This window comes from Streptomyces xingningensis (assembly GCF_054957865.1).
Map to the genome: position 1 here is coordinate 1 of NZ_JBDJPF010000098.1, position 15,518 is coordinate 15,518.

Below are 15,518 nucleotides of genomic sequence, written 5' to 3' on the forward strand. Positions count from 1 at the left end.
ACCCCACGGCGCGAGCCGTAGGAATCCCCCTCGTTTACGAGGGGGAGGATGTCAAGGTGGCCCGCCCTGCTGCGGACCATGTCGCTGACAGGGCCTCGCAGTACACGAAACTCGTGGTCCAGGGCAGTGGGCACAGCCGGAGTGTGGACGTCCCCGCTGCATTGGGCGCCGCCACCGGCTTCTACGAGGTGCTTGTCCACCCCAGGGCACTGGAAATCGCGCTGCTTCACGACGATGTGCTGAGCATGTCCCTGCAGGATGATCAGGGCGTCACCATCTTCGGCCTGGTCCACCCGCCCACCGGGTCATGGGCACGCATCATTCCCGGAGAATCCGGTACGAATGCCCGTATCGACCACGACGGGCCAAGGCAACTGTGGGACGAGCGTCTGTCACTGTTGTCCGCATGGATCCAGGACGGCCGCCCCGGACCGGGCTCCTACGAACTCGCCGTGGACGCCAGTGGGACACACACCCTGAGCCGGGAGGAACCCGGTCATCGTTCCTGGACGCTCCCTACTCGCTGCAACATCGGGTAGTTGTAAGGGTGCCGTCTGCTGGGCGGGGTTAAAGGGCTCGCAATGTGGCGCAGGCGATGGTCGCTGCTTTCGCCTCCTTGCAACCGGGCATTACGCGGGCGGCTCGCCGTTTGCGACGGCGACGGCGGTCATGAACGAGGACCAGGCTGCGCGTGGGAAGACAAGCGGGGCACGGCTGGGCTCCTTGGAGTCCCGTACGGGCATGACGCCGCGGTACTGCTCCGCGATCTCGATGCAGCCATCTCGATCGACGCTGTAGCTGCTCTTACGCCAGATAGCTATGGTCAGGTCAGGATGGTTGGTGCGCACGAATATTTCTCCTCAACTACCTCGCGGATGAGCAGGCTTGATGCCTCGGAATCGAGGGCGTAGGTGTCGAGCTGATCGTAGAACGTGGTGTATTCGGCGACGATCGCGGGGTTCGTGATGTAGAGCCCGCCAACTGGAGCTGCCCGGTAGACAATGGTTTGTCCGTTGGGGAGATCAAAAATGGTGGTGACGCCGATCCGATCCATGTAGGAGATGGCGTCAAGTGGGAGGATTCTGACACTGACCCTGGGGCCCGACATCCGGTCCAACAGGTGGTTGAGTTGTCTCCGGGCGATGTCGCTGTCCCTCACGAGGTTGTGGAGGGCCGACTCACCAAGCACGGTAGCGAATTCTGGAGCGTCCGGTTTGCGGAGAGTGTTGCGCCGCATCGCCCTAAAGGCGATCTTCTCTTCGAGGTCCCCGCCGTAGAACTTCATGCCTCGTTGGAGGCTGATTTTCGTGTACTCCTCGCTCTGGAGCAGCGGAGGCATATAGGTATCAAGGTGTCGGATTCTGATTGATCGCGACTCGATCTTGAAGTACTTCTGAACCCACTTGGCGTCGGGATTGTCGTTGAGCTGGTCCCAGGCTTCGAGAAGGAGGCCCTCGGCCTCGAGGGCCTTGTCCAGCCTCTCCGCGACGTCCTGCGGCGGGATGGCGTCGCCGGTCTCGAACTTCGAGATGGCAGTGTGGTGGATTGTCACCTCCCGGCCGAGTTTGGCCTGGGTCCAGCCCTTCTGCTGTCGCAGCTCGCGGATTAGTGCCCCGAATCCCTCGACACGAGACCTCGACGGGTCAAGTCGCTTGGGTGCGGGCATGGTTGTGACCCCCATTTGGCATTCCGAAGTGTCAAGCCGCTGGTGCGGTCGAGCATAGAGGCCCGGACGGATACCAGAAACCGGGATTGTGGCCCAACTCCGGGCGTTTGACACTGTGTTCGATCCCGCAGTCGTGATGCCCGCCGCGTGGTGGTCCACACCTCTCTGGCGAGTTGCTTCCCGCCATCTTGGGCGGCTCCGGTTCCGGCCTGTGAACCATGCACTGTTGGCGCTGACCCGGCCTCACCGACGGTGAGGAGTGGCAAGCCGTCGGACAGCCCAGGTTCCCGCCATGACCCCGACTACACCCGCACCGGTTCCAGCACATACCGCACCTCCGGCACGAGCGCACCGCGCACCTCGTACGCTTCCTCCGTGCCATCGGGGACGAACCCCGCGCGCTCATAGAAGCCGCGGGCGCGGGTGTTGCCCTTCACCACCATCAGCAGCAGACGCGCATAGCCGCGCTCCGCCGCGCGCTCGATCACCGCCGTGCACAGGGCGCGCCCCACGCCGGTGCCGATCAGCTCCGGGCGGATATAGAGCGCGTACAACTCGCCCGTGCCGTCCGGCTGCCCGCCGTCGTGCCACGGCCCGTAGGCCGCCCAGCCCAGCACCCCCCGCGCGTCCTCCGCGACCAGGTTCACCACCTGGCCGTCCCCTGCCGCCAGGAGCCGCCGCCGGGCCGCGTCCTCGGTGACGCTCAGCGCGTCCAGGTAATCGCGCGGCATCAGCCCGTCGTACGCGAACTGCCAGCCGCGCACCCTGATCTCGGCGACGGCGTCGACATCGGCTTCGGTCATCTCGCGTATCCGGGTCCGTATTCGGGTCATGGCCGAAAAGTAGCCGAGTGCCACTCGGAGTTGCCCAGATTTTCGTACGACCGTCTATCAGGCCCGAACGCCTGCGCCCAATAAGGGGGTGGTCCCGGATTTGGGTGGGTGTGGCGATGATGGAAGGCTGTGCCGCACAGGCAGGAACGACGTCCGGGAGGACAAGCCATGGGCCAGGTCGAGGCCACCACGGAGCGGATCATCGCGGCGGACCCGGAGGAGGTGTTCGACGCGCTCGCGGACTACAGCGGCACCCGCGCCAAGCTGCTGCCCGAGCACTTCAGCGAGTACGAGGTGCGCGAGGGCGGCGATGGCGAGGGCACAGTGGTGCACTGGAAGCTCCAGGCCACCAGCAAGCGCGTCCGTGACTGCCTGCTGGAGGTCTCGGAGCCGACGGCCGGACAGCTGGTGGAGAAGGACCGCAACTCCTCCATGGTCACCACCTGGACGGTCACCCCGGCCGGCGACGGCCGGGCCAGGGTCCTGGTGACCACCACCTGGACGGGCGCCGGCGGTGTCGGCGGCTTCTTCGAGCGGACCTTCGCGCCCAAGGGACTCGGCCGCATCTACGACTCCGTGCTCGCCCGGCTGGCCGCCGAGGTGGAGAAGCCCAGCGCGGGCTGAGCTGCACCATCACCGATTCGAGTGGTTTTCCCGGCACCGGGTCATCGCGCCTAAACCGCCTCCGACCGGCGGAAAGCCACCCGTACGACACTTCCCGGTAAATCGTCGCGCTTGCTCGTCGTTGTCGCGTAATGCGAGAAATGGGCGGCGACAGGCGCGACGAGGGGAGCAGTTACGTGGGCGGGTCCACCTATGAGACCACCTTGCTGAAGAGTGATCAGCCGCTCGACCTGCCCGCGCCCGCACCACCCGACGCCGCGGCGCGGCCGGGCCAGGCCCGGATCCGGGTGGTCTTCGCCGGGCTGATGCTCACCCTGCTGCTCGCCGCGCTCGACCAGACCATCGTGGCCACCGCCCTGCCCAAGGTGGTGGGCGAGTTGCACGGCCTTGAGCGGATGTCCTGGGTGGTCACCGCCTACCTGCTGACCTCCACCGTGGCGCTGCCCCTGTACGGCAAGCTCGGCGACCTGTGCGGGCGCAAGGCGGTCTTCGTCTTCGCCATCGTGGTCTTCGTCATCGGCTCCGCGCTGGCAGGCTGGTCGCGGACCATGGACCAGCTGATCGCCTTCCGTGCCGTCCAAGGCGTGGGCGCCGGCGGTCTGTTGATCGGCGTACAGGCCATCATCGCGGACATCGTGCCGCCCCGGCAGCGGGGCAGGTTCATGGGCGTCATCAGCGCCGCCTATGGCCTGGCCTCCGTCGCCGGCCCGCTGCTCGGCGGCTACTTCACCGATCACGCCTCCTGGCGCTGGTGCTTCTATGTCAACGTCCCCTTCGGCCTGGTCACGCTGATCGTCGTCGCCAAGGGCCTGCACGTTCCCCGGCCGCGCGCCCGGGGGCGGTTCGATGTCATCGGCGCGGTGCTGCTGTCGGCCTCCGCCACCTGCCTGGTACTGCTGACCAGTTGGGGCGGGACCGAGTACGAGTGGACCTCCCGCATCATCATCGGGCTCGGCGCGGCGACGCTCGGCACCGTGCTGCTCTTCGGTGTCGTCGAGCAGTACGCCGCAGAACCGATCATTCCCCCGCATCTGTTCCGCGATTCCGTCTTCACCGTCAGCGGGCTGGTCGGCGCCACTGTCGGCCTGGGCCTGTTCGGCGCCGCCAGCTATCTGCCGACCTTCCTGCAGATGGTCGACGGCGCCGATGCCACCGAGTCGGGCCTGCTGATGCTGCCCATGATGGGCGGCATCGTGACCGGCTCCGTGGTGGCGGGCCAACTCACCAGCCGCACCGGGCACTACAAGCTGCTGCCCATCCTCGGCAGCGCGCTGTCGGCCGAGGGCATGTACCTCCTCTCGCACCTGGCCGCCGACACCAGCAGGTTGGTCTACAGCCTCTGGATGGCCATCCTCGGCGTGGGCATCGGCCTGTGCCTGCCGATCCTGATCCTCGCCGTGCAGAACTCCGTCCGCCCCGCCGACCTGGGCAGTGCGACCAGCGTCAGCAACTTCTTCCGGCAGATCGGGGGTTCGGTCGGCGCCGCCGTCTTCGGCACGCTCTTCGCCCACCGCCTCGCCGCCCGGCTCGCCACCGAACTGCCGCCCCGCGCCGGCCTCCCGGCCCCGGACTCCATCACCCCGCAACTTGTGCGGACGCTCCCGGCACCCCTGCGGGACGGCTATATCCGGGCCTATGCGGAAGCCATGCCGAGGATCTTCCTCTACCTCGTGCCGGTGCTGGTCCTCGGCTTCCTGCTCGCCTTCCTGCTGAAAGAGAAACCGCTGGTGTCCCACAACGCCTCCCCCGAAGCCCCCACCATCCCCGCCGCGCGCATCGAACCCCCCACCGAACCACCGCCCGTCGCCTCCGGCATCCCGGTCACCGGCGCCGTCCAGCACCACGACGGCACCACCGTGCCCCGCGCCGCCCTCACCCTCATCGACGCCCATGGCCGCCAGATCGGGCGGGGCGCCAGCGGCGAGAACGGGCGCTTCGCCCTGAGTACCCCCGGCACCGGCTCCTATGTCCTGATCGCCGCCGCCGGGGGACACCAGCCGCAGGCGGTCACCGTCACCGTCGGCGAGCGGCCGGTGGAGCTCGATGTGGTCCTCGGCGGCGCGGGCCGGCTGGCCGGTACGGTGCACACCGCCGACGGGACCCCGGTGTGCGAGGCGCTGGTCACCCTGACCAATGTGCAGGGCGAGGTCGTCGCCTCCGCCCGCACCGGCCACGAAGGCAGCTACATCATCGACGAGTTGGTCGCGGGCGAGTACACCCTCGCGGCCAGTGCCACCGCCTTCCGCCCCGCCGCGCTCCCGGTGACCGTCCAGTCCTCCCGGGAGACCCGCCAGGACATCGAGCTCGCGGGCGGCGCGGTGCTGCGCGGCACCGTACGGGCCGGCGGCGGGCGGCCGGTGGAGGACGCCCGGGTCACCCTCCTGGACGCCGCGGGCAATGTGGTGGACTCCACCATCACCGGCGCCGACGGCGCCTTCCGCTTTGTGGACCTCTCGGCGGGCGAGTACACCGTCGTCGCCGCCGGATACCCGCCGGTCGCCACCGTCCTCCAGGTCGCGGGCGGCGGCCGCACCGAGCGGGACCTCCAGCTGGGGCACGCGGACCAGCAGCGCTCCGGCCCGACTCCATTGGTATAGGCCTCTGTAGATCTCGAGGAGCCTGGCCCGCCCGCGCGCGGGCGCGTAACGTGACGGGGCATGAAGATCCTGATCTCCGCGGACATGGAGGGCGCCACCGGCGTCACCTGGCCCGCCGATGTGCTGCCCGGCACGCCGCAGTGGGAGCGCTGCCGACGGATGTTCACCTCCGATGTGAACGCGGCGATCGCCGGGTTCTTCGACGGCGGCGCTGGCGAGGTCCTGGTCAACGAGGCGCACTGGAACATGCGCAATCTGCTGCTTGAACAACTGGACGAGCGGGCGCGGATGCTCACCGGGAAGCACAAGGCGCTGAGCATGGTCGAGGGGGTGCAGCACGGTGATGTCGACGGCATCGCGTTCGTCGGCTACCACGCGGCGGCGGGCGCGGAGGGGGTGCTGGCGCACACCTATCTCGCCAATTCCCTCACCGGCGTGTGGGTGGGCGGCGAGCGGGCCAGCGAGGGGCTGCTGAACTCGCTGGTCGTCGCCGAGTACGGGGTGCCGGTGGTGCTGGTCACCGGCGACGACCGGGCCTGCGAGGACGCCAAGAGGTATGCCCCCGGGGCCCCTTCGGCCGCGGTCAAGGACTATGTCTCGCGCTATGCGGCGGTGTGCCGCACCCCGGCCCGTACGGCCGCGGACATCCGGGCCGCGGCGCGCGAGGGCGCCGCGCTCGCGGTGCGGCACGAGCCGGTGCGGGGCGGGCCGTTCATCATGGAACTCGAGTTCGATGCCGAGCAGTTGGCCGGGGCCGCGACCTGCGTCCCCGGCGTCGAGCAGACCGGCGAGCGCCGGGTCGCCTACACCATGGCGACCATGTACGAGGCGATTCGCTGCTTCAAGGCGGTGACGACCATCGTGTCGGCCGCGACGGAGGAACAGTATGGCTGATGGCACGGCGGACCGGGTGGACGGGCAAGCGCTCGACGAGGTGGTGCGGTTCACCTCGGACCTGATCCGGATCGACACCGCCAACCGCGGCGGCGGGGACTGCCGGGAGCGCCCGGCGGCCGAGTATGTGGCGGAGCGGCTCGCCGAGGCCGGGATCGAGCCGGTGCTGCTGGAGCGGGATCCGGGGCGCACCAATGTGGTCGCCCGCATCCCGGGCCGGGACCGGACGGCGGGCGCCCTGCTGATCCACGGTCACCTCGATGTGGTGCCCGCCGAGCCCGCCGACTGGACGGTGCATCCCTTCGCGGGCGAGGTCCGGGACGGGATGGTGTGGGGGCGCGGCGCGATCGACATGAAGAACGCGGACGCCATGGCCCTGGCCGCCGTGCGGGCCTGGGCCCGCGCCGGGGTGGCGCCGCCGCGTGACATCGTGCTGGCCTTCACCGCCGACGAGGAGGACACCGCCGGGCCCGGCGCCGCCCATCTCGCCGCCGAGCACGCGGAGTTGTTCGAGGGGTGCACCGAGGCCATCGGCGAGTCGGGCGCATACACCTTCCATGCGGACGGCGGGCTGCGGCTCTATCCGGTGGGTGCGGGGGAGCGCGGCACCGGCTGGGTCGAGCTCACCGCGCACGGCGTCGCCGGGCACGGTTCCAGGATCAACCGCCGCAACGCGGTGGCCACGCTGGCCGCCGCCGTCACCAGGATCGCCGACCACGAGTGGCAGGTGCGGCTCAGTCCGACGGTGCGCGCCGCGCTGGGCGAGCTGGCCGCCGCGCATGGCATCGACGTCGATCTGGACGCCCCGGGCTTCGATGTGGACGCCCTGCTGGACAAGCTGGGCACCTCGGCCCGGCTGGTGGCCGCGACGGTGCGCAACAGCGCCAACCCGACCATGCTGGCAGCCGGTTACAAGATCAACGTCATTCCGGGCACGGCCACCGGGCAGGTGGACGGGCGGATCGTGCCCCAGGGCGACGAGGAGTTCATCGACACCCTCGACCGGCTCACCGGACCGGATGTGGACTGGGAGTTCCGCCACCATGAGGGGCCGCTCCAGGCGCCGGTGGACGCCCCGGTCTTCGACCGGATGCGCACCGCCCTGGGGCGCTTCGACCCCGCGGGGCGGGTGGTGCCCTTCTGCATGGCCGGGGGCACGGACGCCAAGTACTTCGCCCGGCTGGGCATCGCCTGCTATGGCTTCACACCGCTCAAGCTGCCCATCGGCTTTGACTACCAGGCGCTGTTCCACGGCGTGGACGAGCGGGTGCCGGTGGAAGCGCTGCACTTTGGCACCCGGGTGCTGGACCATTTCGTCATGGAGGAGTGAGCGATGGTGTCCACCGCCCCCTATGGATCCTGGCCGTCGCCCATCAGTGCGGTGCTCGCCGCCGCGCACGAGGGCCGGCCGGACTTCGTCGGCCAGGTCGGCGAGGAGGTGTGGTGGGTCGAGTCCCGGCCTGCCGAGGAGGGCCGGCAGACGCTGGTGCGGTGGCGTCCCGACGGCGGGGCGCACACCGCGCTGCCCGCGCCGTGGAATGTGCGCACCCGCCTGCAGGAGTACGGCGGCCGCCCCTGGACGGCGGTGCCCCGGGAGACCGGCGGCCCGCTGCTGGTCTTCGCCCACTACCCGGACCAGCGGCTGTACGCCTGGGAGCCGGACCGGCCGGACGCCGGGCCCAGGCCGCTGACCCCGCGGGGGACGGCCGGTGCCGGGCTGCGCTGGGCCGACCCGGTGCCGTGCGCCGGGCGGGGCGAAGTGTGGTGTGTGCTGGAGGAGTTCACCGGCCCCGGCCCGTCCGAGGTGCGGCGGCTGATCGCCGCCGTCCCACTGGACGGCACCGCCGCCGAGGACCGGGGCGTGGTCCGGGAACTCACCGACAACCGGCACCGCTTCCTCACCGGACCCAGGCCGTCCCCGGACGGCCGCCGGGTGGCCTGGCTCGCCTGGGACCATCCGCGGATGCCCTGGGACGGCACCGAGTTGCTGGCCGCCGACGTCGAGGACGGGGTCTTCACCGGCACCCGGGTCGTGCTGGGCGGTCCGCGGGAGTCCGTGGCGCAGGCGGAGTGGGCCCCGGACGGCTCGCTGCTGGCCGTCACCGACCGTACGGGCTGGTGGAACCTGCACCGGGTCGACCCGGCGACCGGGCACAGCGTCAACCTCTGCCCGCGGGAAGAGGAGTTCGCGGGCCCGCTGTGGAAGCTGGGGCGGCGCTGGTTCGCGCCGCTGGCCGACGGCCGGATCGCGGTGGTGCACGGCCGGGGCTCCCCGGTCCTGGGCATCCTCGACCCGCGGAGCGGTGAACTGGCGGATACCGGTGGGCCGTGGACCGAGTGGACCGAGACGCTGGATGTGAGCGGCAGCCGGGTGGTCGGCGTCGCGGGCGGTCCCGCCCGCTCGTACGAGGTGGTGGAGCTGGACGCCCGTACCGGCCGGACCCGGGTGATCGGCGCCGGGCACCGGGACCTGGTGGATCCCGGGTACTACCCGCGGTCGGTGACCCGTACCTTCACCGGGCCGGACGGGCGCGAGGTGCATGCCCACATCCATCCGCCGCACCACCCCGGACACCGTGGCCCGGACGGCGAGTTGCCGCCCTTTGTGGTGTGGGCGCACGGCGGCCCGACCGGCCGCTCCCCGCTGGTACTGGACCTGGAGATCGCCTACTTCACCTCGCGCGGCATCGGGGTGGCGGACGTCAACTACGGTGGTTCGACGGGGCATGGGCGTGCCTACCGGGAGCGGCTGCGGGAGCAGTGGGGCGTGGTCGACGTCGAGGACTGCGCCGTGGTCGCCGACGGTCTGGTCGCCGAGGGTGCCGCCGATCCCGCGCGGCTGGCGATACGCGGCGGCAGCGCGGGCGGCTGGACCGCGGCGGCGTCCCTGGCGGCCACCGACCGGTACGCCTGCGGCACCATCGCCTACCCCGTGCTGGACCCCCTGAGCTGGGCGGGCGGTGGCACCCACGACCTTGAGTCGCACTATCTGGAATCCCTGATCGGCCCGCTCGCCGAAGTCCCCGACCGCTACCGCGAGCGTTCCCCGCTGCACCGTGCGGACCGGATCTCGGTGCCCTTCCTGCTGCTTCAGGGCCTGGACGACCCGATCTGCCCGCCCGCGCAGTGCGAGGCGCTGCTGGGTGCGCTGGCCGGGCGGGGCGTTCCCCATGCGTATCTCGCCTTCGAGGGCGAGACCCATGGCTTCCGCCGGGCCGGCACGGTGGTCCGGGCGCTGCAGGCCGAACTCTCCCTCTACGCCCGGGTCTTCGGTTTCGCCGTGCCCGAGGTGCCGGTGCTGGAGCTGGTCACCTGATGGGGCAGTGGAGCGTTGTGTAAGGTAAGCCTTACCTTGATCGGGTCGGAGTTCGCTCCCTTGACCCCGGCCTCGGCGGATGCCGCCGCCGAGGCCGGTACGCTGATCCACCGCGACTTCGGCGGGGGAGACGGGCTGATGGCGGGCTGATGAGGGACATGCGCGACGACACGGCGGACCGGCGAATCCACCCCAGGGCGCTGGGGCACGACGCGCTGCCGGGTCCCTGGACCCCCGGCCCGCCACGGGTGTGGCTGCTGCGGATCCCCGACCAGCCGCTGCCCTCCCGCACGCACTGGGAGCGGGTGCTGGACCCCCGGGAACGGGCCCGCGCCGACAGCTTCCTCCGTGACCTGCACCGCGACCGCTATGTCGCCGCCCACCTGGGGCTGCGCCGGCTGCTCGGCGCATACCTGGACCAGGACCCGGCGAAGGTCGAGCTCATCCGCGAACCCTGCCCGTGCTGCGGCGCGCCGCACGGCCGCCCGGCGGTGCCCGGGGCGCCGCTGCACTTCAACCTCTCGCACGCGGGTGACCTGGCCCTCTATGCCTTCGCGGGCACCCCGGTCGGGGTGGACGTCGAGGAGGAGCAGCACCCTTCCGTGGTCGCCGACGTCTCCCGCGCGCTGCACCCCCGGGAGGTGGCCGAACTGGCCGCGCTCCCGGAGGCGGACCGCCCGGTCGCCTTCTCCCGCTGCTGGACCCGCAAGGAGGCCTACCTCAAGGGGACGGGCACGGGCCTCGCCGAGAAGCTCTCGCTCACCTATGTGGGCTGCGGCCCCGAGCCGGGGGCACCCGCGGGCTGGACGCTGAGCGACATCGACACCGGGCCGGGCTATACGGCGGCCATGGCCCGGATGGCGTAATCCCGGCGCCCTGGCAGGCGCGTCGCTGGGATCGTAGGGACATGGCCGCCAAGAGCAGGACCCGCGCTTCCCGTGCCGATTCCCTGGGCACCCGCATCCGGGACGCGATGACCCCCGGGCGGGTCGTCCTGCTGGTGGTCGCGGTTCTCGTGCTGGTCTTCATCGTCGAGAACACCCGCCATGTGAAGATCCGGCTGATCGGCCCCGAGGTGTCGATGCCGCTATGGATGGGGCTCGTCGGGATGCTGGTGATCGGGTGGCTGCTGGGACGCTTCGTCTTTGTACGGCGGCGATAGGACGCACAGCGGGGGCCTGTTACCCCCGCAGGAACACCAGTACCGCATTGTGCCCGCCATACCCGAAGGAATTGCTCGATCCCCGACGGCCAACATGCCTGCCCAGCCGTCCACTTGCCGGCTCACCGAAGCAAAAGCCATATGAAACGATGCGTTCGATGCGCCCTGGCGCCGATGCGTCATCTCCTGATTTGCTGGCCCAGTGCACAGGGGCCGGTTCAAGATCCGGTTCCACGGGGGCTCTTCAAAGGTGGATCACCATGCCCTTGAACACCGGAAGTACCGGAAGTAAACGGAACGTTCAACTCATACAGGTGAACAACCACTTCGGTGACATGGCCTTCCTGCCCTACTCGGTGGGCATGCTGCAGGCGTATTGCCGTAAACAGAACGACATCTCCGCAGCGTTTGAATTCCAGCCGTTCGTCTTCCTCCGCGAAGACGTGCGCTCCGCCGCCCGGAAAATCGAGGAACCCGATGTCGTAGGGCTCTCCTCATACATCTGGAACTGGGAGTACAACAGGGCGTTGGCCCGCGCGGTCCGGGAGCGCCACCCCGACTGCCTGATCGTGATGGGCGGCCCACAGGTCCCGGTGGAATCGGCCGACTTCTTCCGGGCGAATCCCATGGTCGACATCGTCGTGCACCACGAGGGCGAGCACGCCTTCGCCGACATCCTGCGCACCAGGCTGAGCAAGGACCAGGACTACACCGCCATTCCAGGCCTCAGCATCCGCGGCGCGGACGGCACGGCGGTCAAGACCTCGGACCGGCCGCGGATCCTCGACCTCGATCTGCTGCCCTCCCCCTACCTGGACGGGATCTTCGACTCCCTCATGGAGCAGCCCTACCAGTGGAGCGTCAGCCATGAGACGAATCGGGGTTGCCCTTACTCCTGCACATTCTGTGACTGGGGTTCCGCCGTGTTCACCAAGTTGCGTCAGTTCTCCACCGAGCGGCTCATGGCGGAGCTCGAATGGTTCGGGCGCAGGGGTGTCGACATCATCTACAACTGCGATGCCAACCACGGGATCCTGGCCCGGGACCTCGAGCTGGCCGAGAAGCTGGCCCAGGTGCGCAAGGACCATGGATTCCCGGGCCAGTTCCGGACGGCCTACGCCAAGAAGAGCAATGACACCGTCTTCGCGATCGCCCAGGTACTGCACCGGGCGGGCCTGGAGCGCGGAGTGACGCTCAGCATGCAGAGCATGAGCGACGGCACGCTCTCCGCCATCAAGCGGCGCAACATCAAACAGGACAATCTCGGTGCCCTGGTACGCCGTTACCGGGAAGCCCACATCCCCACCTACACGGAACTCATCCTGGGACTGCCGGGCGAGAGTGCCGAGAGCTTCCGTGACGGGGTCGGCAGGCTCCTCGAACTGGGCCAGCACGAAGCGCTGCTCATCTATCTGTGCGAGGTCCTGCCCAACTCGGAACTGGGCAACGCCCACTATCGCCGGGTCCATGGCATCCGCACCGTGCGCATTCCGCTCCTGCTCGCCTATGTCACCCCCCACCACGACGGGGCGACCGAGTACTTCGAGATCGTCGTCGGGACCGCCACCATGCCCACGCACGACTGGCTGAGCTCCCTGGTGTTCTCGTGGTTCGTCCAGTGCTTCCACTGCCTGAATCTCACCCAGAGCATCGCCGTCTTTCTGCACGCCGATCGTGGCCTCGCCTACCAGGACTTCTACGCAGAACTGCTGCGGTTCGCATCGACGGGGGACAGCCGTCTGCTCCGCCGGATCCGGCACGCTGCGACCGCGGTCGCCGAAGAGGGCCTGGAGGGTTCCTCGATGGGCCGTGTCGTGCCGGACTTCGGCAACATCACCTGGAATCCGGAAGAGGCGTTCTTCCTCGACCTGATCCGCGACAAGGACGAGCTCTATGCGGAGCTCGACGCCTTTCTGGCAGAACTGAACACCGCCCGGGGCCTCGAACTGTCCGACGCATTGCGCAGGGACCTGGTGGCCTTCCAACGGGCCAGCCTGGTCGGCCCGGCCGAGCCGGCCGATGCCGTCATTCGCATCGACCACCGGCTGCCGGACTTCTTCTCCCGGGCCTATCTCGGGGAAACACCGGTCCTGGCCCGGGAACCACAGGAAGTCACCCTCACCAGCAGCCGGGTTTATCCCGATCCGGGCGGCTACGCTCTGGACGGGGTCCGATACGGGCGGAAGAACAACTGCCTCCGGCGCACCGTCACCGCAACCCGCTCCTGAGGTCGTCGACTTCGGCCAGGAGCCGGCCGGGAGCCGGCCGAGAGAGGAGACACCCGCACATGGACGGCACAAGACCGGACACGGTCCGGGCGGCCCTGTTCGATCTGGACGGCACGCTGGTGGACACCGAGCCGCGCAGCCGCTGGGCATGGACCCGGCTGTTCGCCGAGTACGAGGTGCCGCTGCCCCGGGCGACCCTGGCCGGCTTCTCGGGCCGGAGGGGCCAGGACGTCCTGGCCGAGCACCTGCCGCTGTTCCCGGGCCGCAATGTCGAGGAGTTGTTCGCCGAGACCATGGGGTACTGGTGGGCCGGCGAGGCTCCCGGGACGGTGCCGGTGCCGGGGGCGACGGAACTCGTCAAGGAGGTGCACCGGTCCGGCACCCCGCTGGCGATCGTCTCCTCCGGGCGGCGCACCGATGTGGAAGCCATGCTCTCGGAACTCGCCCTGCGGGAGCTGTTCGACGTGATCATCACCGGTGAGGACGTGAGCCGGGGCAAACCCCATCCGGAGGGATTCCTCACCGCCTGCCGACGTCTGGGCGTCCACCCGCACCAGGCGGTCGTGTTCGAGGACGCCCCGGCCGGGGTGGCCGCGGCCAAGGCCATGGGCGCCCGCTGCGTGGCCGTCACCACCACCCTGCCGGCCGCCCAACTCGCCGACGCGGACCTGGTGGTGGCAGACCTGAGCGCGGTGTCCTGGCCTCCCACCGGCCTGAGCGGGCCTTGAGCCGACGCCGGCCCGGGGCGCGCGGGCAACTGTCCGCCGCCCGGGCCGCCGTCACCGCGTTCTTCGCCCTCGACGGCTTTGTCTTCACCGGCTGGGTGGTGCGCATCCCCGCCGTCAAGTCGCAGGTCGGCGCCGACTCCGGCGCACTGGGCCTCGCCCTGCTCGGGGTGTCCGCCGGAGCGGTCGTCAGCATGCTGCTGGCCGAACGGCTGTGCCGCCGCCTCGGCAGCCACCGGGTCACCATCGGTGGCGGGGCGCTGCTCTCGCTGACCGTGGCACTGCCGCCGCAGACCCATTCCGTGCTCGCCCTGGGCCTGGTCCTGCTGCTGTTCGGCGCGGCCTACGGCGTCCTGGACGTCGGCATGAACAGCTGCGCCGTGGACCTGGTCGCCGCGCTGCGGCGGCCGGTCATGCCGGGCTTCCACGCGGCGTACAGCTTCGGCGGCCTGCTGGGTTCCGGGCTCGGCGGGCTGCTGGCCGCGCAGCTGTCCGCCGCGGTGCACCTTGCGCTGCTGGTTCCGGCCGGACTGCTGACGACGGCGGTGGCCGGACGGGTGCTGCTGACCCACCCGGTGGCGCCTGCCGCACCGCCGCCGCCCGTATCCTCCCCCGCTCCGACGGGGGGCGTGCTGCGGCTCGTTGTGGTCTTCGGCCTGGTGGCGCTGTGCACGGCCTATGGCGAGGGGGCGCTCGCCGACTGGAGTGCGCTGCACTTCACCCAGGACCTGCATGCCGGGCCCGGGCTGGCGGCGGCCGCGTATGCGCCCTTCGCGCTGGCCATGTCCCTCGGCCGGCTTCGCGGGACCTTCCTGCTGGAACGGTTCGGGGACACCCATGTCGTGGTGGCGGGCGGCCTGTTGGCCGCGGTGGGTGTGCTGGTCAGTGCCTTCTCGCCGGTGCCCTGGCTGGTGTTGACCGGCCTCGCGGCGGCGGGCCTGGGGCTGGCCAACATCTTCCCGGTGGCCATGGCCCGCGCGGGCGCGCTCGCCGGACCCACCGGAGTTGCCGTCGGCTCGGCGCTCGGCTATCTCGGCATGCTGCTGGGGCCTCCGGCGATCGGCTTCCTCGCCGAGGAGTTCGGGCTGCCGGCCGCGCTGACCACGATCGCGGTGCTGGCGGGGGTGTCGTCGGGGATCGCCTTCGCGGTGCGGGGGGTGAGGGCGTGAGTTGTGCTGTGCCCCGGCCCCGCCTTTTCACCGTTTCCTCCGGGGCTCCGCCCCGGACCCCGCTGGGCCTGTCCGACGGGTCGAGTCACGACCGGCATCGGCGTTGGTCGGCGGACGGCGCGGATACCGGGACGACGTTGGGAATCCGGCGAGTGCAGCGAGGTGGCAACTTGCCGTGGACGGTCGCCACCGACCCGGTGCCGCGCCGCACGGTCCGCAGCAGGCGAACACCCTCGTTTTCATCAGATGCCTCCGAGGAGACCCTCGCCTTCAGGCGGGGGAGGAATCGGACTCCTGCGGAGCA

At 70.1% G+C, this 15,518-nt stretch carries 13 protein-coding genes and 1 pseudogene; 11 read left to right on the forward strand and 3 right to left on the reverse strand.

The features are described from left to right. Nucleotides 1–539 (forward strand): annotated as a pseudogene (locus ABCR83_RS30805) (hypothetical protein); the annotation flags it as partial. 90 nt (nt 540–629) lie between these two features. On the opposite strand, the gene ABCR83_RS30810 reads toward ABCR83_RS30805, so the two are convergent. From ABCR83_RS30810 to ABCR83_RS30820, 3 genes are all read right to left on the reverse strand, one after another. Continuing rightward, complete coding sequence (locus ABCR83_RS30810) at nt 630–848, reverse strand: DUF397 domain-containing protein (protein ID WP_462698543.1); 219 nt, start codon at nt 846–848, stop codon at nt 630–632. Further along, entirely contained in the window at nt 824–1,666 is an 843-nt protein-coding gene (locus tag ABCR83_RS30815; protein ID WP_462698544.1) for a helix-turn-helix domain-containing protein, read from the reverse strand. Before ABCR83_RS30815 ends, ABCR83_RS30810 begins: the two co-directional genes overlap by 25 nt. 302 nt (nt 1,667–1,968) lie before the next feature. Beyond that, nucleotides 1,969–2,499: an N-acetyltransferase family protein gene (locus tag ABCR83_RS30820; protein ID WP_462698545.1), complete on the reverse strand. Its 531-nt coding sequence runs from the start codon at nt 2,497–2,499 to the stop codon at nt 1,969–1,971. 168 nt (nt 2,500–2,667) lie between these two features. On the opposite strand from ABCR83_RS30820, the gene ABCR83_RS30825 reads away from it, so the two are divergent. The 10 genes from ABCR83_RS30825 to ABCR83_RS30870 all read left to right on the forward strand — a co-directional run bounded on the left by ABCR83_RS30825 (nt 2,668) and on the right by ABCR83_RS30870 (nt 15,214). Next, nucleotides 2,668–3,123 carry an SRPBCC family protein gene (locus ABCR83_RS30825; protein ID WP_462698546.1) on the forward strand — a complete coding sequence of 152 codons (456 nt, stop codon included), beginning with the start codon at nt 2,668–2,670 and terminating at the stop codon, nt 3,121–3,123. Between the two features lie 140 nt (nt 3,124–3,263). Beyond that, nucleotides 3,264–5,720, forward strand: a complete 2,457-nt coding sequence (locus ABCR83_RS30830; RefSeq protein WP_462698547.1) for an MFS transporter — start codon at nt 3,264–3,266, stop codon at nt 5,718–5,720. 60 nt (nt 5,721–5,780) lie between these two features. Next, a complete protein-coding gene (locus ABCR83_RS30835; RefSeq protein WP_462698548.1) occupies nt 5,781–6,614 on the forward strand; it encodes a M55 family metallopeptidase in 834 nt (277 codons plus the stop codon). Continuing rightward, nucleotides 6,607–7,944, forward strand: a complete 1,338-nt coding sequence (locus ABCR83_RS30840; RefSeq protein WP_462698550.1) for a M20/M25/M40 family metallo-hydrolase — start codon at nt 6,607–6,609, stop codon at nt 7,942–7,944. The genes ABCR83_RS30835 and ABCR83_RS30840 overlap by 8 nt, the downstream gene beginning before the upstream one ends. A gap of 3 nt (nt 7,945–7,947) precedes the next feature. Beyond that, the gene (locus ABCR83_RS30845) at nt 7,948–9,930 is read left to right on the forward strand and encodes a S9 family peptidase (RefSeq protein WP_462698551.1); all 1,983 of its coding nucleotides are present in this window, start codon (nt 7,948–7,950) and stop codon (nt 9,928–9,930) included. A gap of 158 nt (nt 9,931–10,088) precedes the next feature. Beyond that, nucleotides 10,089–10,796: a 4'-phosphopantetheinyl transferase family protein gene (locus ABCR83_RS30850; RefSeq protein ID WP_462698552.1), complete on the forward strand. Its 708-nt coding sequence runs from the start codon at nt 10,089–10,091 to the stop codon at nt 10,794–10,796. A gap of 41 nt (nt 10,797–10,837) precedes the next feature. After that, nucleotides 10,838–11,092: a DUF1049 domain-containing protein gene (locus tag ABCR83_RS30855; RefSeq protein WP_462698553.1), complete on the forward strand. Its 255-nt coding sequence runs from the start codon at nt 10,838–10,840 to the stop codon at nt 11,090–11,092. 314 nt (nt 11,093–11,406) lie between these two features. Further along, complete coding sequence (locus tag ABCR83_RS30860) at nt 11,407–13,320, forward strand: B12-binding domain-containing radical SAM protein (protein WP_462698554.1); 1,914 nt, start codon at nt 11,407–11,409, stop codon at nt 13,318–13,320. A gap of 59 nt (nt 13,321–13,379) precedes the next feature. Further along, entirely contained in the window at nt 13,380–14,048 is a 669-nt protein-coding gene (locus ABCR83_RS30865) for an HAD family hydrolase (protein ID WP_462698555.1), read from the forward strand. After that, complete coding sequence (locus ABCR83_RS30870) at nt 14,045–15,214, forward strand: MFS transporter (protein ID WP_462698556.1); 1,170 nt, start codon at nt 14,045–14,047, stop codon at nt 15,212–15,214. The genes ABCR83_RS30865 and ABCR83_RS30870 overlap by 4 nt, the downstream gene beginning before the upstream one ends. The last annotated feature ends 304 nt before the right edge of the window (nt 15,215–15,518 follow it).